This is a genomic window from Mesorhizobium sp. M0904 (assembly GCF_040319475.1).
Taxonomy (GTDB): Bacteria; Pseudomonadota; Alphaproteobacteria; order Rhizobiales; family Rhizobiaceae; genus Mesorhizobium.
This window is the reverse complement of record NZ_JAMYOC010000025.1, coordinates 85,997-104,036: the sequence shown is the minus strand read 5'-3', so window position 1 is coordinate 104,036 and position 18,040 is coordinate 85,997. Positions and strand designations below refer to the sequence as shown.

Below are 18,040 nucleotides of genomic sequence, written 5' to 3'. Positions count from 1 at the left end.
ATGCCGCCACTCAAGCCCGCTTGCGGGCTTGAGCAACGTGAGTTCATGGGCGTGCTTTATGGACTTCTTAGAAGTCCATGCCGCCCATGCCGCCCATGCCGCCGCCGCCCATGCCGCCAGGCATGCCGCCGCCAGCCGACTCCTTCTTCGGAGCCTCCGCGATCATGGCTTCGGTGGTGACCAGCAGGCCGGCGACCGAGGCCGCGTCCTGCAGAGCCGTGCGCACAACCTTGACCGGATCGACGATACCCATGGCGATCATGTCGCCATATTCGCCGGTCTGGGCGTTGTAGCCGAACGTCGCGCCCTTGTTCTCGAGGATCTTGCCGGCAACGATCGATGCTTCCGCACCGGCGTTGGACGCGATCTGGCGGGCCGGAGCCTGCAGCGCGCGACGCACGATAGCGATGCCCGCGGTCTGGTCGGAGTTGGCACCGGTTGCCTTGATGGTCAGCGAGGCGCGCAGCAGTGCGACGCCGCCGCCCGGAACGATGCCTTCTTCGACGGCCGCGCGGGTCGCGTTGAGGGCGTCATCGACGCGGTCCTTCTTTTCCTTGACTTCCACTTCGGTCGCACCGCCGACGCGGATCACGGCAACGCCGCCCGCCAGCTTGGCGAGACGTTCCTGCAGCTTCTCCTTGTCGTAGTCCGAGGTGGTCTCCTCGATCTGCTGCTTGATCTGGGCGACGCGGCCCTGGATCTCGGCCTTCTTGCCGGCGCCGTCGACGATGGTGGTGTTCTCCTTGGAGATCGACACCTTCTTGGCGCGGCCGAGCATGTTGAGGCCGACATTCTCGAGCTTGATGCCGAGGTCTTCGGAGATGACCTGGCCACCGGTGAGAATGGCGATGTCTTCCAGCATGGCCTTGCGGCGATCACCGAAGCCCGGCGCCTTGACGGCAGCGATCTTCAGGCCGCCACGCAGCTTGTTGACGACCAGCGTGGCAAGGGCCTCACCTTCGACGTCTTCGGAGATGATGACCAGCGGCTTCGAGGTCTGCACGACAGCCTCGAGGATCGGCAGCATGGCCTGCAGGTTGGAGAGCTTCTTCTCGTGGAGGAGGATGTAGGCGTCTTCCAGATCCGCAACCATCTTTTCGGCATTGGTGACGAAGTAGGGCGAGAGATAGCCGCGGTCGAACTGCATGCCTTCGACGACTTCGAGCTCGGTCTCGGCGGTCTTGGCCTCCTCGACGGTAATGACGCCCTCATTGCCGACCTTCTGCATCGCTTCAGCGATCATCGAACCGACCGAAGCATCGCCATTGCCGGCGATGGTGCCGACCTGGGCAACCTCTTCCGAGGTCTTGATCTTCTTGGCGTTCTTGATCAGCGTCGCGACGACGTCGGCGACGGCGAGGTCGATGCCGCGCTTGAGGTCCATCGGGTTCATGCCGGCGGCAACCGCCTTGTGGCCTTCCTGGACGATCGACTGCGCCAGAACGGTCGCGGTCGTGGTGCCGTCGCCGGCGATGTCGTTGGTCTTCGAAGCAACTTCGCGGACCATCTGCGCGCCCATGTTCTCGAACTTGTCTTCAAGCTCGATTTCCTTGGCGACGGTGACGCCGTCCTTGGTGATGCGCGGTGCGCCGAACGACTTGTCGATGACGACGTTGCGGCCCTTGGGACCGAGCGTGACCTTCACCGCGTCGGCGAGGATGTTGACGCCGCGCAGCATGCGCTCACGAGCGTCGCGGGAGAATTTTACGTCTTTGGCAGCCATTTTTAGCTCCTGGCAGGGGCTTGGATTAAGCCCGAAGATTTAAATGAGGGTGAGGCCGATATTCAGCCGATGATGCCCATAATGTCGGATTCCTTCATGATCAGAAGGTCTTCGCCATTGAGCTTGACTTCGGTGCCCGACCACTTGCCGAACAGGATGCGGTCGCCGGCCTTGACGTCCAGCGGGACGAGCTTGCCGGCCTCGTCGCGGGCGCCGGAACCGACGGCGATGATCTCGCCTTCCTGCGGCTTTTCCTTAGCCGTATCGGGGATGATGATCCCGCCCGCGGTCTTGGATTCGGATTCGACCCGACGAACGACCACGCGGTCATGAAGCGGGCGGAACTTCGACTTTGCCATTTTTTATTCCTCGATGAGAATGGTGAGAACAGTTCCTCCGTCCGGCGGCGCCGGACATGTGGTTAGCACTCATCTTGGGGGAGTGCTAACGTGGCGCTGAAATAGGCTGGCAACTCGCGCGAGTCAAGGCATCCGGTGAGCATCCTCAGGACAATTGCTTCAAACGGATACTTGACTAAGTCAACTAAATGGCTGATCTTGCCGGACAGGAGGATGCCATGACCATTCATCATCACCCAGGCAAGGAGCGGATCGACGCGGTGCGGGCCTTCAACCGCTTCTACACCCGCCAGATCGGGCTGCTCGACGAAGGGCTGCTGAAAAGCGACTTCTCGCTGACCGAAGCCCGGGTGCTCTATGAGCTGGCGCATCGCGATGGCCTGACCGCCACCGAGCTTGCGCGCGATCTCGGCCTCGATGCCGGTTATCTCAGCCGGCTGCTGAAGAAGTTCGAGGAGCGTGATCTGGTCGAGCGTGCCACGATCGAGGCGGATGCGCGGCGCTCGTCGATCGCGCTGACCAAGGCCGGGCGGCAGGCCTTCGCGCCGCTGAACCAGGGTTCGCACGAACAGGTCGCGGCTTTGCTCGAACGGCTTTCGGCTGCCGAACAGGACAGGCTGGTCAGGGCCATGCAGACGGTGCAGCGTCTGCTGGGCGGAAGTGCCGAGCCCAAAGTTCCCTATATGCTGCGGTCTCTGCAAGTCGGCGACATCGGCTGGATCATCCATCGCCAGGGCCTGCTCTACGCGCAGGAATATGGCTGGGACGAAACCTATGAAGCGCTGGTCGCCGAAATTCTCGGTGCCTTCGTCAAATCCTTTGATCCGAAATGGGAACGCAGCTGGATCGCCGAGCGGGAAGGGGAGGTCGTCGGCTCGGTCTTCGTCGTGCGCCAGTCGGACGCGGTGGCGAAGTTGCGCCTGCTCTATGTCGAGCCTTCGGCGCGCGGTCTCGGCATCGGCAGGCGGTTGGTCGAGGAATGCATCGGCTTTGCTCGAACCAAGGGTTACAGAACACTGACGCTGTGGACCAACGACGTCCTCACCTCGGCGCGCCGCATCTACGAGGCGGCCGGGTTCAAGCTGACCGACGAGGAGCGCCACCATTCCTTCGGCAAGGATCTGGTCGGCCAGAACTGGAATTTGGAGTTATAGCAGCGCCGCAGAATTTCGAGCATCGGCCTGCGGCGGTCGCTCAGGTCGCGGGCTTAATGTTTTGGTTCAAGCGAAAGAGATTGGTGGGGTCATACTTGTTTTTTAGCGCGGCCAGCCTCGGATAATTCTCGCCGTAAGCCGCCAGAACCCGATCAATGCCCTCTTCGCCGAGATTATTGGCGTAGACGCCGCCGGTCGAGAACGGTCTCATTGCATCCCACAGGTCACGCGCCCATCGGATGTGCGTTTCGTCGTCAGACGGATTGTCCCAGATCGATATCGGGAAGCAATCGTAAAGAGCATCTCGGTTGGCATAGGGCGTTCCGTCCATCGGTACTCGCGAGATGGCGCCGCCAACCTGCTGCAGGACCAGAAGCGACTCGCGGGGTGCGGTCATGTAAGCCGCAAGCATGGCATCGATCGCCTGATCTGCGATTTCGCGCATGAACTGCGCCTTCCAGTAGTAGCGCCGCCCGCGCGGAAAGAGGCTATCCCCGGCCGATTGGATTTGAACATAGGGGACAGGAGCAATCTGGCACTCAACCGGCGTGCCATATTCTCTCAGAGGTTGAATGATTTGCTGGCCCTAGTCGAGTGGGCCGATGTAGCACGCCGATATGCTGAAGAAGCGTTCGCCCGAGGGCGCCGTCACAAGTGCTGCATCCAGGCTCAGCTCATCCGGGGCGCCGCTCGAGAATGCATGATAGAACCGCATCGCATCGCGTGCCTCTTCGTAGCGGTATAGCATCGATCCCGCGATGAGGAGCGGACCCACGGGATGGAGCTTGTATTCGAAGGTCGTGACTATTCCGAAATTGCCGCCGCCGCCCCGGATGCCCCAGAACAAATCTGCATATTCGGCCGCGTTTGCCGTGAGCAACCGGCCGTCCGCCGTCACGATTTCGACAGCGACAAGGTTGTCGCAGCTCAGTCCATGTTTGCGGCCAAGCTTGCCGAACCCCCCGCCGAGTGTCAGTCCGGCTATGCCGGTATCCGCGTTGACACCCATGGTCGTCGCAAGACCATGGACCTGAGTGGCTGCGTCGAACTCGCCCAGGTTCAAGCCGGCTTCTGCGCGCGCAACACGGCGGATCGGGTCGACTTCGATCCGCTTCATGCGGGACACATCGATCACCACGCCGCCGTCGCATACCGAACTGCCGGCGACGTTATGGCCACCGGCGCGGACGGCGACGAGGAAGCCTTGCGATCGGGCGAAGTTGACCGCCGTGACGACATCGCTGGATTCGGCGCAATAGAACACAGCCGCCGGCCTCTTATCGACCATGCCATTCCAAACTCTGCGCGCCTGGTCATAGCCAGGGTCGTCCCGAAGGATCAGATCGCCGCGAATCGCCTGCCTGAGCCGAGCGATGTCCGGCGCCTGCAACGTCGGCTCGGAACCGTCCATAAGCTTGAACATGCTCATCGACCCTTCGTGATCCGGCACGGTTGGACAGGCCGCTTTCGTTCACCGACATGCGCCGGACCACAATGATCTCATGCGGCGCCATTCGCTGCAAAATCGAATATCTCAGTCGCTGGATGAGCTAAATTCATCTAAACTGCGTGGATGAGAAAACTTCCGCCGCTCGGATCGCTTCGCGCCTTCGAAGCCGCTGCCAGGCTGATGAGCTTCAGGAAGGCCGCGACGGAACTCGGAGTGACGCCGACGGCCATCAGCCACCAGATTCGATTGCTGGAGGAGGTCTGTGGGCAACTGCTGTTCCGGCGGCGCCCACGACCGCTCGTGCTCACAGGCGTGGGCGAACGGCTGTTCCCGGTAATTTGCAGCGGCTTCGACGCTTTCGCTGCGGCAATCGCATCAGCCTCGGCCGGTGTTGGCCAACGCCCGTTGCGCGTGACGAGCCCAAATGCATTTGCCAGCCGATGGCTTGTTCCGCGCCTGTCGAAGTGGCGCGAACAGCATCCGAACATTCCATTGGAGATCATCGGGACAGACGCCGTTCTGGACCTGCAAGCCGGTGACGCCGACGTTGCGATCCGCTATGCGCGCAGGATGCCGCGGGACGTTCCCGCGCAGGAAATTTTTCGGGACGCATTCTTTCCGGTATGCAGCCCGGATCTGTTCGCAGGAGGCGACCGACAGATCGAGCGCGCCGCCGATCTGCTGCAATACCCGCTCATCCATTTCAATTGGACGAACCGCGACCCGGAAGCGCCGACCTGGCAGCGATGGCTGGCGATCGCACGCTCGATCGATCCCAGCATCCCCAATGCGAACCGGGCATGGGACTTGAGTTTCCGCGAAGAGCTGCACGCGATTGACGCGGTAGCGGCAGGCCAAGGCATCGCTATCTGCAGCGATGTGGTCGTCAGTGGCGAACTCGAGGCTGGCAGGCTGGTCAAGGCACATGATCTCTCTCTGCCAGGCTATGGCTATTACCTTGCCGGCGTAGCCAATCACCCCCGACAAGCGCATGTCGAAGCCTTTTCCGCCTGGATGAGATCGATAGTCTGAGCATCTGAACGCCGATCTTCCGCATGCTCGTCACAAGCGCCCGGCGTAATAAATCGCTAACCACTATCGCCCTGCACTGACTGCAATGCACATTTGTCACCCTCTGGCACAATCGGGCTCCTTGAATTATGAGCACGCTTATTATATATGTCGCTCATGGTTTCCGACGGCATCGACAGATTGGGCTTTTTGATCCACGACGTGCAGCGCCTGATGCGCAAGCGCTTCGAGGCGCGCGCCAGTGGTTTCGGCCTTTCTTCGGCGCAATGGCGGCTTCTGGTACGTGTCGCCAAGGAGGCGGGTGTCGCGCAGGCGCGGCTTGCCGAGCTTCTCGAAATCGAGCCGATCAGCGTCTCGCGTCTTGTCGATCGAATGGAGGAGGGCGGCTGGATCGAGCGCCGTCCCGACGCAACCGACAGGCGAGTGCGCATGATTTTCCCGACCGCCAAGGCGAACGCGGCCTATGCCCACGTCAAGAGCCTTGCCGGCGAGGTCTATGAGGAATCGCTCGTCGGCGTTTCGCCGGAAGATCGCCGCGTCCTGGTCAAGGCGCTGGAGATAATGGTGCAGAATCTTGCAGATGGTGAGACGCCGCCCTCGGAAAAAGTGAAGAATACGGAAGGCGCAGCAACATGAACGCGGTAGCCAAACTAGATGAGAATGCGGCCAAGCTGGAGATGGAAGCTCCCGCGAAGCCGGCGGCAGCTCCGGTAACGGTCGCTCCGCAGGTAGCTCCGGCGCCGGTGGTGCCGAAGAAGAAGCGCCGTGCCGGCCGCTTCCTTTTGATGTTTGTGCTGCCCGCTGCGTTGATCGCCGCCGGCAGCTATGTCTGGGTGACCGGCGGCCGCTATCAGGAGACCGAGAACGCCAATCTGCAGCAGGCCAAGGTGTCGATAGCCGCCGATACGGCGGGCCGCATCGTTCAGGTCGACATTTTCGACAACCAGTCTGTCAAGCAGGGCGACGTGTTGTTCGCCATCGACCCCGAGCCCTATCGGATCGCGTTGGCCCAGGCCGACGCGGCGGTGGCCGGTGCGCGGCTCAATGTCGAGCAGCTGCGTGCGGCCTACAGCCAGGCGCTGGCGCAGGGGAAGTCTGACGAAAGCCAGGTCCAGTACGCGCAGTCGCAATATGACCGCGCCGCCGACCTTGCCCAGAAGGGCATCAACGCCAAGTCGTCGCTGGACGAAGCCAAGAACGACCTCGACAAGGCCAAGCAGCAGCTGGCCGTAGCCCAGCAGGGGATCGTCAGCGCCAAGGCGGCACTTGGCGGCAATCCCGACATCGAAACCGACAAGCATCCGACAGTAATGGCGGCGCTCGCCGCACGCGACAAGGCGGCCTACGATCTGGTCCAGACCAAGGTCAAGGCGCCTGCCGACGGCATCATCAGCCAGGCCGCTTCGTTCAAGGTCGGCCAGTATGTCGGTTCGGGCACGCCGCTGTTTTCGCTGGTCGAGACCGGCGACACCTGGGTCGACGCCAATTTCAAGGAAACCCAGCTCACCAACATGAAGCCAGGCCAGAAGGCCGAAATCGTAGTCGATACCTATCCGGGCAAGACCTTCGAAGCCACCGTCAAGGCGATCGGCGCCGGCACCGGGGCCGAGTTCTCGCTGCTGCCTGCGCAGAACGCCACCGGCAACTGGGTCAAGGTCACGCAGCGCATTCCGGTCCGCCTGGAATTGGCCGATGCCGACGCCAAGACGGCGCTGCGCACCGGCATGAGCGCGACGGTCACGGTGGACACCGGCGTTTCCCGCGGGCTGCCGAGCATTTTCCGCGGCGCCACGGCAGGCCAGGCCAAGTAAGGAGGCCGAACAGCGGCCGCATAGCAAACAGTGAGATGGATGCAGGATTGGTCCGAAGAAGGCGCAGGAAAAGTTGAATGCGTAAACGGACTGCGCTGTAGCCTGCCTGAGCAGACAACTCCGCGCAGGATCTTCGGTCCTCAGGTTTCCGGGCGGCGGGCGCCCGCTTGTCGAGACGCTCAGTTGATGTAACCCCCACATCGATGCTCGCGTCCCACCGCGATGAGGGTCTCTCTACGGCGAGGGCCTCGCCGTCCGGAAACCTAATGTACACGTTTTTGTTACCTGCTGGAAGTTTTACGTCATGAGCAGCCCAGAACCCTTTCGCGAAGTACCGCACCGCGGCCTGATCACAGTCGCGCTCATGCTTGCGACGATCATGCAGGCGCTCGACACGACGATCGCCAACGTTGCGCTGCCGACCATGACCGGCGATCTCGGCGCCTCCCCCGACAACATCAACTGGGTGCTGACCTCCTACATCGTTGCCGCGGCGATCATGACGCCGGTGACCGGCTGGCTGGCCGACCGCTTCGGTCGCAAGGAGCTGTTCCTGACGGCCGTGGTAGGCTTCACCGTCTTCTCCATGCTGTGCGGCATCGCCTGGAGCCTGGGGACCATCGTTTTATTCCGGCTCATGCAAGGCGTGTTCGGCGCCGCCATCGTGCCGCTGTCGCAAACCTTCCTGCTCGACATCAACCCTAGGGAACGCCACGGCCAAGCCATGGCCATCTGGGGCGCCGGCATCATGCTGGGACCGATCCTTGGCCCGACGCTGGGTGGCTGGCTGACCGAGAACTTCAACTGGCGCTGGGTGTTCTTCATCAACCTGCCGGTCGGCATCATCGCCTTCCTCGGCATGGCGGCGTATCTTCCCAGCGTCGCCCGGCGGGTGCGCAGCTTCGATTTCTTCGGCTTCACCATGCTCTCGCTCGTGTCGGCGCGCTGCAGCTGATGCTCGATCGCGGCGGCGAGGTCGACTGGTTTTCCTCGATCGAGATATGGATCGAGCTCGGTCTTTCCATCACCGGCTTCTGGGTGTTCACCATTCATACACTGACGGCCGAGCACCCCTTTATCGACCCGAAGATCTTCCTCGATCGCAATTTCGTCACCGGGCTGGCGTTCATCTTTGTCATGGGCGTGCTCATCTTGGCGAGCATGTCGCTGCTGCCGCCAATGCTGTCGACCATCTTCGGCTATCCGACCCTCACCATCGGCATTGTCCTGGGACCGCGCGGTGTCGGCACGATGATCGCGATGCTGTTCGTCGGGCGGATCATGCACAGGATCGATGCCAGGATCCTCGTCGTCATCGGCTTCCTGCTGACCGCGCAGTCGCTCTACACGATGTCCAGCTTCTCGCCGCACATGGACGACTGGCTGATCCTCAGTTCCGGCGTCATCCAGGGCCTGGGAATGGGCATGGTGTTCGTGCCGCTGTCGACTGTAGCCTTCGCCACGCTCGACGCACGCTTCCGCACCGATGCCACGGCGTTGTTCAGCCTGGTGCGCAACCTTGGCTCGTCGATCGGCGTGTCGGTGGTGACGGTTCTGCTGGTACGCAACACGCAGATCAACCATGCCGAGCTTTCGGCCTACATCAATCCGTTCAATCCCAACCTCTGGGCGGCATCGCCGGCAGCGGCGGGCGGCGATGCGACGGCGCTGTCACTGATGGATCGCATGGTCAATGTCCAGGCGATGATGATCTCCTACGTCAATGACTTCAAGCTGCTGATGATGATGACACTGCTTGCCGTCCCGTTTGTTTTCCTGCTGCGCAAGCCAAAGGCCGCACCGCCCGCCGGTGGGGCGCCTGCCGCGCATATGGACTAAGCCTCAGGGCTTACGGCAACCGCGACCGGCTCGAGGCTTCCGTTGGCTGTCCCGGTCGCGTCGGCGTTGAGCTGGGTTCACCTGCCATTAGTATATCCGGACCAATATGCACTCGCTTTTGGGTTGAAGGCGAGCCTCCATTGCTTGCCTCAAGCATCAGCGGGAGGAATTGTGTTTGGCCACGAAATCATCCAGGCAAACCGCCGAAGCGCCCGAGTCCGCCAATCTGACGACGCTGGCAAAACTGGCGACCACCTCGTACGAAGTCCTCGAGCGCGAACTTCGCTCCACGATTGCGGCGCTTCAGGACCAGGCATTGCGGTTCCAGACCGCGATAGAGAACATCTCGCAAGGCATCTGTTTCTTTGACGCCGATGAACGGCTGATCCTGTGCAACCGACGCTACGCGGAAATCTATCGCCTTGCACCGGAGCAATTGCAGCCGGGTGTGGCGCTGCGCGAAATCGTCGAGCGGCGCGTCGCTGTCGGGACCTCGGCAATGAATGCGGACGCCTATCTGGGGTTGGCCCGGGCGGTCAATTCGGGCACGGCTTCGGGGAACTGGACAGCTGAGCTCGCCGATGGCCGGACAATTCAGGTCTGCCATCAACCAATGCCTGACGGCGGCTGGGTGGCCACGCACGAGGACATCAGCGAGCTCAGCGCCAATCGCTTGGTCGTTGACGAGCGTATCTCCTTGCAGATGCTGATCGACCTGGTGCCTGACTACATGTGGGTGAAGGACACCGAGAGCCGCTTCGTCGTCGCGAACCGAGCCATTGCGTCCGACAGCGGTCGGGACAGTACGAGCGACATGATCGGTCTGAGCGACTTCGACCTTCATGCGCCGGAACTTGCGCAGAAATTTCGCTTCATCGAGCAGCAACTGATGCGCGACGGACAACCGATGATCGACGAGGAAGAGTTCGTCATCGATGCGTCAGGCACCGGCAAATGGTTCCTGTCGACGAAACTGCCGTTGCGCAACGTTCAAAACAACATTTTCGGCCTCGTCGGCATTGCCCGCGACATCACTGCGCGCAAGCAGGCCGAAATCCTGCGCGACGGGCAGGCGCATATCCTCGAGATGATCGCAAAGAGCGCTCCCCTCGAAGATGTGCTCGAGCGGCTCATGCGTCTGGTCGAATCCCAACTGGCGGGGATATTCGGTTCGGTCTTGCTGCTCGACAAGGATGGCAGCCACTTGCGTCACGCCGCCGCGCCCAGCCTGGCGAGAGACTACACCGACGCCGTCGACGGCGCCGCGGTCGGCCCCGGAGCAGGGTCTTGCGGAACCGCAGTCTATCGGCGCGAGCCGGTGATCGTCGCTGACATCATGCGCGATCCGCTTTGGCAGGATTATCGCGAACTCGCGCGGCCGCACGGTTTGCGTTCATGCTGGTCGACCCCGATCCTGTCGCATCAGGGCGCCGTGCTTGGCGTCTTTGCGATGTATTCGATGACGGTGCGCGAACCGACCGAGGCCGAGACTCGCCTCATCGATTTCACCACGCGCATCGCCGGGATCGCCATCGAACGCAAACAGGCCGAAGACCGGATCCACTTCATGGCCAACCATGACGTGCTGACCGGGCTTCCCAATCGCGCCTTGTTGGAGGATCGGCTTTCACAGGCGGTCTTGTACGCCCAGCGATACGATCGCTGGGTGACGGTGGTGTTCATCGATCTGGACAATTTCAAATTCGTCAACGACACGCTCGGCCACAATGCCGGCGACGAGCTTCTGAAGACCGTCGCTAGTCGCATGGTCGACTGCGTAAGGGCGACCGATACCGTCGTGCGGCTTGGCGGTGACGAATTTGTCATCGTGCTGTTCGACCAGCCGGCGAACGTTGATCTCGTTTCCGAGACGTTGCAAAAGCTCAGGGCTGCACTCGCCGAGCCGGTTCGGCTCGGAGCACATCTGGTGCGGGCGACGGCCAGCATCGGCATTGCCAATTATCCCAAGGATGGAACGGATCCCGATACGCTGCTGGCAAATGCCGATGCGGCCATGTATCGCGCCAAGGAGTTCGGCCGCGACAATTTCCAGTTTTACGCTCCCGAGTTCAACACCAGGGCGCATGAAAAATTCGTGCTTCAGGAAGAGTTGCGAAACGCCTTGGCGCGTTCGGAATTCACGCTGCTCTACCAGCCGCAGGTGGACCTTCGGTCAGGTCGGATTTTTGCGGTCGAGGCGCTGATACGCTGGAACCATCCAACGCTTGGCACGGTAATGCCGACGATGTTCATCCCGACCGCCGAGGAGACAGGTCTGATCGTACCGATCGGCGACTGGGTTCTGCATGAGGCGTGCCGGCAGAACAGAGCCTGGCAAGACGCTGGACTGCCGCCCTTGACCGTTTGCGTGAATGTGTCGGCGCGGCAATTCAGGGAGCGCAACCTGATCGATCGCATCGTCAGCGCGCTGAAGGACAGCCGCCTGGAGGCTAGGTATCTCGAGCTGGAGGTGACCGAGAGCCTTATCATGCAGGATATCGAGCTGGCGGTCGCCACCATGAACGCCCTGCAAAGCCTGGGTGTCCAGATCTCGATCGATGATTTCGGCACCGGCTATTCCAGCCTCAGCGCTCTCAAGACCTTTCCCGTGGCGCGGCTGAAGATCGACAAGTCCTTCATCAAGGATCTCGCCGCCGACGAGAACGATCAGGCTGTGGCCAGCGCGGTGATTTCATTGGGGCAAAATCTCAACCTGAGGGTCATCGCCGAGGGCGTTGAGACAGATGATCAGGTCGCTTTCCTGCGCAGGAACAATTGCGACGAAATGCAGGGCTATCATTTCAGCAGGCCGGTTTGCGCGCAGGACATCGAGGAATTGCTCGGCGGCGGCCGCAAAGGCTGACGGATCGGTCGCCAGCAGGCTTCCGCCGACCAAATGGCGGAAGTTATCTGCCGAGCACAAGGCACCAGTAGCGAAGCGTGCTGTCGCGGCCGTCGCGCACATAGGCGAGACCGAAGCGGGTGAAGCGCGGGTCGAGCATGTTGCGGCGGTGGCCTGGCGAATGCACCCAGATATCGAACAGCTTCTGCTGGTCGAAGCGGCCTTCGGCGATGTTTTCGGCGGCAGCGCCGGCAATGCCATTATCTTTGACGCGCGAGGCAAAGTCCTTGCCCCAGCCGGTGGTGTGGTTCATTCGGCCGCCGCGCGCCATATAGCCGGCCTGCTGCAGCGCTGCCTGCTCGAGCTGCGAATCGGGGACAAGCGGCCCGAGACCCGCCGATGCGCGGATGCCGGCCAGCGTGCCAGCGGCGGAGGCAGAGACACCGGCGCCTTCGCCGGTGGGCAGCACGGTGGCGCAGGCGACGAGCCCGGCAAGGGCGCCAAGGCCGGCAGCTCTGAGCAGCACGCGCCTGCTTAGGCTTGGTTGGGCCCCATAATTTTCGATTTTCGTAACGGTCATGCCCGCCTGACATAAGCGCGATCATGGCTTTTGCCGGGCGGGGCGGTGAAAATGCGTGATGATGGTTTCCGGCTCGATACCAGTCAGGCACGGACAGACAGTTTCTTTTGCCCCATCTCTGCGGCTTCACGAGCGCTGGCGAGGTATCCTCGGTTGCAAATTTTCTCTGGGGGATATCGCTTGCAGTGACGACCGGAGCGATTCGTACGCCTGAGCACCAAGCAGCCTCCGGTATTGGTCTTCGAGACGCTGATTGAAATCGTGGACGGTCCGGATCACCGCAAGCGCCGCGTCAGTTGCAACGATTAATTTGGCCCGTCGGTCGTTCGGATCATGCGAGCGCCGAACATAACCGAGGCGCTCCAGTTCATCGATCAACTCACCCATCGATGCTTTGCCAATGCCCGCACGCTCTGCGAGGACGCTGGGTCGGGTCCCCTCCGCGTCGATGTTGGCGAATAAAGCGCCGTGTTTGGGCTTGATTGCCGAATGGCCGCTCTCCCGGAGAACCTGGACCAAAGCGCTCGCCGACGATTGATAAGCATAGAGAAGCAGAGACTGCGTGTATGGCGGATTATCCATCTTTCCAAACTTATATGGTGCCCATATAGTATGGCAACCGAACTATATGACAGGAGGTCAGCATGGCTGCCGGCAACGTCCGAACTGAAGGGGTGGAAAGTGTCGCGCACAGGCTGATCGAAGCTTGGAATCGTCACGATGCTCGCGCCTTTGCCGCCGTATTCGCGGCAGATGCCGAATTTACAAACGTCTTCGGTATGCAGGCGACTGGACGTGACAAGATCGAGCAGTTCCATGCCCCAATTTTTGAGAAGATGTTCAAGCACAGCCACCTATCCGCGGAAAGCGTGCGGAACAGGCTTGTTCGCCCTGATGTTGCCACGCTCGACCTGCGGTGGTCCATGACTGGCGCACTCGATCCGATGGGAAACGAATGACCGCCTCGGCTCGGATTAATCAGCGTAGTGGCGACGCGGGATCACGATGAATGGTTGATTGCAACGATGCACAATATGGAACTTGGAGACGATCAAATGGCAAAGTCTCAGGAGAAACTTCAAGAGGATAAGTAGGCTCTTCATTCACGTCAGAGTCGAAAGCGACAGCCATCCAGCATGGTCAGCCGATCTGATCGGGCAATGAGATCGAACGGCGGGTCAGGTGAATCGGGATTGGCGAGCCATGCTACAGGAGTTGGTGCTGGATGGCCCGCGCCTTGCCCGGTTTGGCCGGCCACAATGGCGCGCCATATAAGCCGGTCGCTTGGTCTTGCGGGATCTAATGTATGAACGGCTTGGCGCGCGCTGGGCTCTCGCCGGCAGTTCTTTGCGGCGCGGTGATCGCCGGTCGGCTATTCCGCCGCCACGAGTTTGGTTTCCGGCGTCGATGAAACCCGGCCGGCCCGATCGTCTTCGGTATGTTCCCACCAGTCGCCCAGGGCGTCGATAAGCGGCACAAGCTTGAGGCCGGGCTCCGTGAGGTCGTAATCCACGTGTAGCGGATAGCCGACATGCGCCGTTCGCCGCACGATCCCGGCTTCCTCCAGCTTGCGCAGTTCCAGCGCCAGGATGCGGTGCGACACTGCCGGGTTGTCACGCCTCAAATCGCTGAAGCGCTTGGTACCATCCTTGAGATAATAGAGCAGCAAGGTGGGCCATCGACCGCTGAGCACACGCATGGTCTCCTCGATCGGGCAGCGTGAGACGACATCTTTCATGGCGGGGACCTGGTTACAGAATAGTGCCTAATTTACATGGGGCGACCAGCGTTTAGGGTCAAGTTTCGCTGCGCAGCGTGACCCCTAACATGGAAGAGACAAAGAAATGGAACCTATTCTCCTTTACGGCTTCCCGCTGGGAAGTTCGATGGGGCTTGTCGCTGCTTTTGAACGCCTCGGACAACCCTATCGCCTGTGTCGTGTCGACATGCTCACTGAGATGAAGAACGAGGCCTATGCCAGCATCAACGGCCGTCAGGAAACGCCGGTGTTGATCACGGACGAGGGCAGGGTACTCACCGAGACCATGGCGATTGCCGCCTGGCTCGAAGCCCGCGATACGCAACGCCGTATCAGCTTCGATCCTCGCTCGCCGGAGGCCGACCGGATGCACCAGCTGGTCGCCTTCATAAACACCGGCTTCACCGCCGCCTTCACCCCGCTCTGGGCGGCATATGAAATGGAGTCGGCCGAACCGGTGCTGCTGGCGACTTTACGTGATTTCGGCCGCAAGGTCGTTACCAACCGCCATAACCAGCTTGAGGCGATGATCCTCGACACGGATTTCCTGATCGGCGAGCGGCTGACGCTTGCCGACACCACGTTGATCGGCGTGGCGCGCTGGGCGGAATTCCACCAGGCGGTCGACGGCGCCGCTTACCCAAAGTTGGCGGCGCTACGCCGCCGCATCGAAGCCGATCCGGCCGTGCAATACGCGCTCGCTGTCGAGGCTGGCGAAAAGCTCGCCGGGTCAGGCGCTTGCTTCGGTCACTTGCCGCTGGCCGAGGTGATCGATCGCTTCGCGGCGTAACTGTTCGCTCAGCGCCCGGCGCCCTGGCGCCGGGCGCTGGCGACAAGCACGCCCAGATCGGCTATCATGTCACCGTTCTTGAAGTGGCAGCTGCAGGCGGCCATCCTGGCGGTGACCGCCCCGACACACGGGAGAAAGGTTATGGCCGGCTTTCATGTCATGGCTGATGCACGTGGAATGCATGTACAGCCCACGGTGCGCCGCATCAGCACCGAGGATCTGATTGATGCGCTCCGTCTCGGCGTCGAGGATTTCTGGGCCAAGCCGTCGCATTATGTGTTCCTGTGCCTGATCTATCCGGTGGTCGGCCTGATCCTGACGCAGTGGACCTCGGGCTCGAACGCCATCCAGCTCATCTATCCGCTGATGTCCGGCTTCGCTTTGGTCGGTCCGTTCGCGGCTATCGGCCTTTACGAAATCAGCCGCCGGCGCGAGTTCGGCATGGATACATCCTGGTGGCATGCGCTCGATGTGCGCCACTCGCCGGCGCTCCCCGCGATTGCAGTCATCGGTATCATGCTGCTGGTACTGTTCCTGCTCTGGCTGTTCACCGCGCAGTCGATCTACACCGGCCTGTACGGCAATCAGCCTCCGGCCTCTATTGCCGGCTTTATTCGCGAGGTGCTGACGACCAGCAAGGGCTGGAAGCTGATCCTGCTCGGCAACCTGGCCGGGTTCGCTTTCGCCGCGATCGTTCTGGCGACGACCGTCGTCGCCTTTCCGCTGCTGCTGGACCGCGATGTCGGCGCGGTCTCGGCAGTCGAGACGTCGGCGCGCGCCGTCCTGACAAACCCGCTACAGATGGCGCTGTGGGGCCTGATGGTCGCCGTGCTCCTGGTCATCGGCTCGATCCCGCTATTTGCCGGGCTTGCCGTCGTCATGCCCATCCTTGGCCACGCGACCTGGCATCTTTATCGCAGGGTGGTCGAACCGGAGCGGGCGGAGCAGGTCAGGCGGCCGATGTAGGACCGATCAGCGTTGCGCGTCGGTTGCCATCTTGACGGCCAGCGCGGTCAGCACCGTGCCCATCATCCAGCGCTGGATCACCATCCATAAGGGCCGCCCGGCGAGGAAAACCGCGATCGAGCCGGCCGTCACCGCGATGATGGCGTTGACGGTCAGGCTGATCGCGACCTGCGTGGCACCGAGCACCAGAAGCTGCGACAGCACGTGGCCCTTGCCGGGGCTGATGAATTGCGGCAGCAGCGACAGATAGAGCACTGCCACCTTCGGGTTGAGCAGGTTGGTCATCAGGCCCATCGCGAACAGCTTGCGCGGCCTGTCTTTCGGCAGTTCGCGGATCTGGAAGGGCGAGCGCCCGCCGGGCTTCACCGCTTGCCAGGCGAGCCACAGCAAATAGAGCGCGCCGGCAAGGCGCAGCACGTCATAAGCGAACGGCACGGCAAGCAGCAGCGCGGTGATGCCGAACGCCGCCGACAGCACATAGAACAAGAAACCGAGCGCCACGCCGCCCAGCGAGATCAGCCCGGCCTTCGGCCCCTGCGACAGCGAGCGCGAGATCAGATAGATCATGTTCGGGCCGGGCGTCAGCACCATGCCGAGGCAGACCAGCGCGAAGGCAAGGTGGTTGGCGGGTTCAGGCAAGAGCGCATCTCCGGATGGGGACACTCACCACATGCTTCCATCATCCGCAAGGGCATGAGGGCAGGAGCCTTTGCGCCAGCGCGCCGGGCCGCCTGCCTTAGTTCCCGGACGACAATCTTGCGGACACAACGAAAGCTGGTGACAGGGCGAAGCGCTTCGGTTAATCCGGGCCGGCCGCTACGGACCGTCGGTCGCGGCGCTTGCAAGCATCATGGTACAGGGACAACGGCATGGCGGATTCGCCCGACATCATCGGTTCGCTCGCAGACTTGTCGGGAGCCTATTCAGCCATACTATGCGACGTCTGGGGCGTCGTGCACAATGGCGAATGGCATTTCCCGGCGGCGGCTGCCGCGCTGATCGCTGCTCGCGCGGCGAAAATACCTGTCGTCCTGATCACCAACTCGCCGCGCCGCAGCGCCGACGTGGTGGCGCAGATGAACGCCATCGGCGTTCCTCCCGCTGCCTACGACCGTGTCGTAACATCCGGCGACGTTACCCGCGATCTGATCGCCGAAGGGCCGCGAAAGATCTTCCATATAGGCGCCGATCGGGATTTCACGCTCTATGAGGGCCTCGACGTCGAGCTCGTCGAGGAGTTCGAAGCATCCGGCGTGGTCTGCACCGGCCTGTTCGACGACGAGGTGGAGAAGCCGGAAGATTATGCCGATCTTCTGCGGCGGCTGCGTGCCAGGAACTTGCCCTTCATCTGCGCCAATCCCGACATCGTCGTCGAGCGAGGCGAACGCATGATCTGGTGCGCAGGCGCTTTGGCCCGCGAATACGCACAGCTTGGCGGACGCACGCTGATCGCCGGCAAGCCGTACGCGCCGGTCTATGACGTCGCCATGAAGGAGGTCGCCGTCATTCTCGGCCGCCCGGTCGAGCGTTCGCAAGTTCTGGCCATCGGCGACGGCATGATGACCGACATCAAGGGCGCGGCCGACAATGGCTTCGACGTGCTCTACGTATCGGGCGGCATCCATGCCCGCGATTACGGTGAGACGTTGCAGCCGGATCCGGCCAGGCTCGCGGCCTTTCTGGAAAAATACGGCTACAGGCCGGTCGCGGTGATTCCCAGACTGCAATAGGTTCA

The 18,040-nt window shown here is 61.8% G+C and carries 17 protein-coding genes and 1 pseudogene; 10 read left to right on the top strand and 8 right to left on the bottom strand.

The window, feature by feature from the left end; all coding sequences use genetic code 11:
• Nucleotides 1–67: 67 nt before the first annotated feature.
• Together groL and groES are read right to left on the bottom strand one after the other, a co-directional pair.
• Complete coding sequence (gene groL / locus NKH80_RS24425; protein ID WP_352649698.1) at nt 68–1,723, bottom strand: chaperonin GroEL; 1,656 nt, start codon at nt 1,721–1,723, stop codon at nt 68–70.
• Between the two features lie 62 nt (nt 1,724–1,785).
• On the bottom strand, nt 1,786–2,082 hold the full coding sequence (gene groES / locus NKH80_RS24420) for a co-chaperone GroES (protein WP_006203049.1): 297 nt from the start codon (nt 2,080–2,082) through the stop codon (nt 1,786–1,788).
• A gap of 218 nt (nt 2,083–2,300) precedes the next feature.
• On the opposite strand from groES, the gene NKH80_RS24415 reads away from it, so the two are divergent.
• A complete protein-coding gene (locus NKH80_RS24415) occupies nt 2,301–3,236 on the top strand; it encodes a bifunctional helix-turn-helix transcriptional regulator/GNAT family N-acetyltransferase (protein ID WP_352703374.1) in 936 nt (311 codons plus the stop codon).
• Between the two features lie 40 nt (nt 3,237–3,276).
• Here NKH80_RS24415 and NKH80_RS24410 read toward each other — a convergent pair whose 3' ends face one another.
• Nucleotides 3,277–3,681, bottom strand: coding sequence for a BBE domain-containing protein (locus NKH80_RS24410; protein WP_352994044.1), 405 nt, complete (start codon nt 3,679–3,681; stop codon nt 3,277–3,279).
• Nucleotides 3,682–3,822: 141 nt separating this feature from the next.
• Nucleotides 3,823–4,665, bottom strand: a complete 843-nt coding sequence (locus tag NKH80_RS24405; RefSeq protein ID WP_352994041.1) for an FAD-binding oxidoreductase — start codon at nt 4,663–4,665, stop codon at nt 3,823–3,825.
• Nucleotides 4,666–4,809: 144 nt separating this feature from the next.
• Between NKH80_RS24405 and NKH80_RS24400 the strand changes: the two genes are divergently transcribed.
• The 5 genes and pseudogenes from NKH80_RS24400 (at nt 4,810) to NKH80_RS24380 (ending at nt 12,231) form a co-directional block, all read left to right on the top strand.
• Nucleotides 4,810–5,718: a LysR substrate-binding domain-containing protein gene (locus tag NKH80_RS24400; RefSeq protein ID WP_352703370.1), complete on the top strand. Its 909-nt coding sequence runs from the start codon at nt 4,810–4,812 to the stop codon at nt 5,716–5,718.
• 156 nt (nt 5,719–5,874) lie between these two features.
• Complete coding sequence (locus tag NKH80_RS24395) at nt 5,875–6,354, top strand: MarR family winged helix-turn-helix transcriptional regulator (protein ID WP_352703393.1); 480 nt, start codon at nt 5,875–5,877, stop codon at nt 6,352–6,354.
• Complete coding sequence (locus NKH80_RS24390; protein ID WP_352703368.1) at nt 6,351–7,529, top strand: HlyD family secretion protein; 1,179 nt, start codon at nt 6,351–6,353, stop codon at nt 7,527–7,529. Before NKH80_RS24395 ends, NKH80_RS24390 begins: the two co-directional genes overlap by 4 nt.
• Nucleotides 7,530–7,833: 304 nt before the next feature.
• A pseudogene (locus tag NKH80_RS24385) lies at nt 7,834–9,368 on the top strand (DHA2 family efflux MFS transporter permease subunit).
• 175 nt (nt 9,369–9,543) lie between these two features.
• Entirely contained in the window at nt 9,544–12,231 is a 2,688-nt protein-coding gene (locus tag NKH80_RS24380) for an EAL domain-containing protein (protein WP_352901447.1), read from the top strand.
• Between the two features lie 43 nt (nt 12,232–12,274).
• Here the strand turns inward: NKH80_RS24380 and NKH80_RS24375 are convergent, their stop codons facing one another.
• Together NKH80_RS24375 and NKH80_RS24370 are read right to left on the bottom strand one after the other, a co-directional pair.
• Complete coding sequence (locus NKH80_RS24375; RefSeq protein WP_352881544.1) at nt 12,275–12,790, bottom strand: CAP domain-containing protein; 516 nt, start codon at nt 12,788–12,790, stop codon at nt 12,275–12,277.
• A gap of 126 nt (nt 12,791–12,916) precedes the next feature.
• A complete protein-coding gene (locus NKH80_RS24370) occupies nt 12,917–13,372 on the bottom strand; it encodes a MarR family winged helix-turn-helix transcriptional regulator (protein WP_352508890.1) in 456 nt (151 codons plus the stop codon).
• A 62-nt stretch (nt 13,373–13,434) separates the two neighbouring features.
• Between NKH80_RS24370 and NKH80_RS24365 the strand changes: the two genes are divergently transcribed.
• The gene (locus NKH80_RS24365) at nt 13,435–13,749 is read left to right on the top strand and encodes an SgcJ/EcaC family oxidoreductase (RefSeq protein ID WP_352881547.1); all 315 of its coding nucleotides are present in this window, start codon (nt 13,435–13,437) and stop codon (nt 13,747–13,749) included.
• 413 nt (nt 13,750–14,162) lie between these two features.
• On the opposite strand, the gene NKH80_RS24360 is transcribed toward NKH80_RS24365, so the two are convergent.
• Nucleotides 14,163–14,528 carry a winged helix-turn-helix transcriptional regulator gene (locus tag NKH80_RS24360; RefSeq protein ID WP_352508892.1) on the bottom strand — a complete coding sequence of 122 codons (366 nt, stop codon included), beginning with the start codon at nt 14,526–14,528 and terminating at the stop codon, nt 14,163–14,165.
• Nucleotides 14,529–14,634: 106 nt separating this feature from the next.
• On the opposite strand from NKH80_RS24360, the gene NKH80_RS24355 reads away from it, so the two are divergent.
• Nucleotides 14,635–15,339, top strand: a complete 705-nt coding sequence (locus tag NKH80_RS24355) for a glutathione S-transferase family protein (protein WP_352508893.1) — start codon at nt 14,635–14,637, stop codon at nt 15,337–15,339.
• A gap of 141 nt (nt 15,340–15,480) precedes the next feature.
• Nucleotides 15,481–16,305 carry a DUF2189 domain-containing protein gene (locus NKH80_RS24350; protein WP_352508894.1) on the top strand — a complete coding sequence of 275 codons (825 nt, stop codon included), beginning with the start codon at nt 15,481–15,483 and terminating at the stop codon, nt 16,303–16,305.
• A 6-nt stretch (nt 16,306–16,311) separates the two neighbouring features.
• On the opposite strand, the gene NKH80_RS24345 is transcribed toward NKH80_RS24350, so the two are convergent.
• The gene (locus NKH80_RS24345) at nt 16,312–16,944 is read right to left on the bottom strand and encodes a LysE family translocator (protein ID WP_254817423.1); all 633 of its coding nucleotides are present in this window, start codon (nt 16,942–16,944) and stop codon (nt 16,312–16,314) included.
• 230 nt (nt 16,945–17,174) lie between these two features.
• Here NKH80_RS24345 and NKH80_RS24340 point away from each other — a divergent pair, with 230 nt between their 5' ends.
• Nucleotides 17,175–18,035: a TIGR01459 family HAD-type hydrolase gene (locus NKH80_RS24340; protein ID WP_352994034.1), complete on the top strand. Its 861-nt coding sequence runs from the start codon at nt 17,175–17,177 to the stop codon at nt 18,033–18,035.
• Nucleotides 18,036–18,040: the final 5 nt, after the last annotated feature.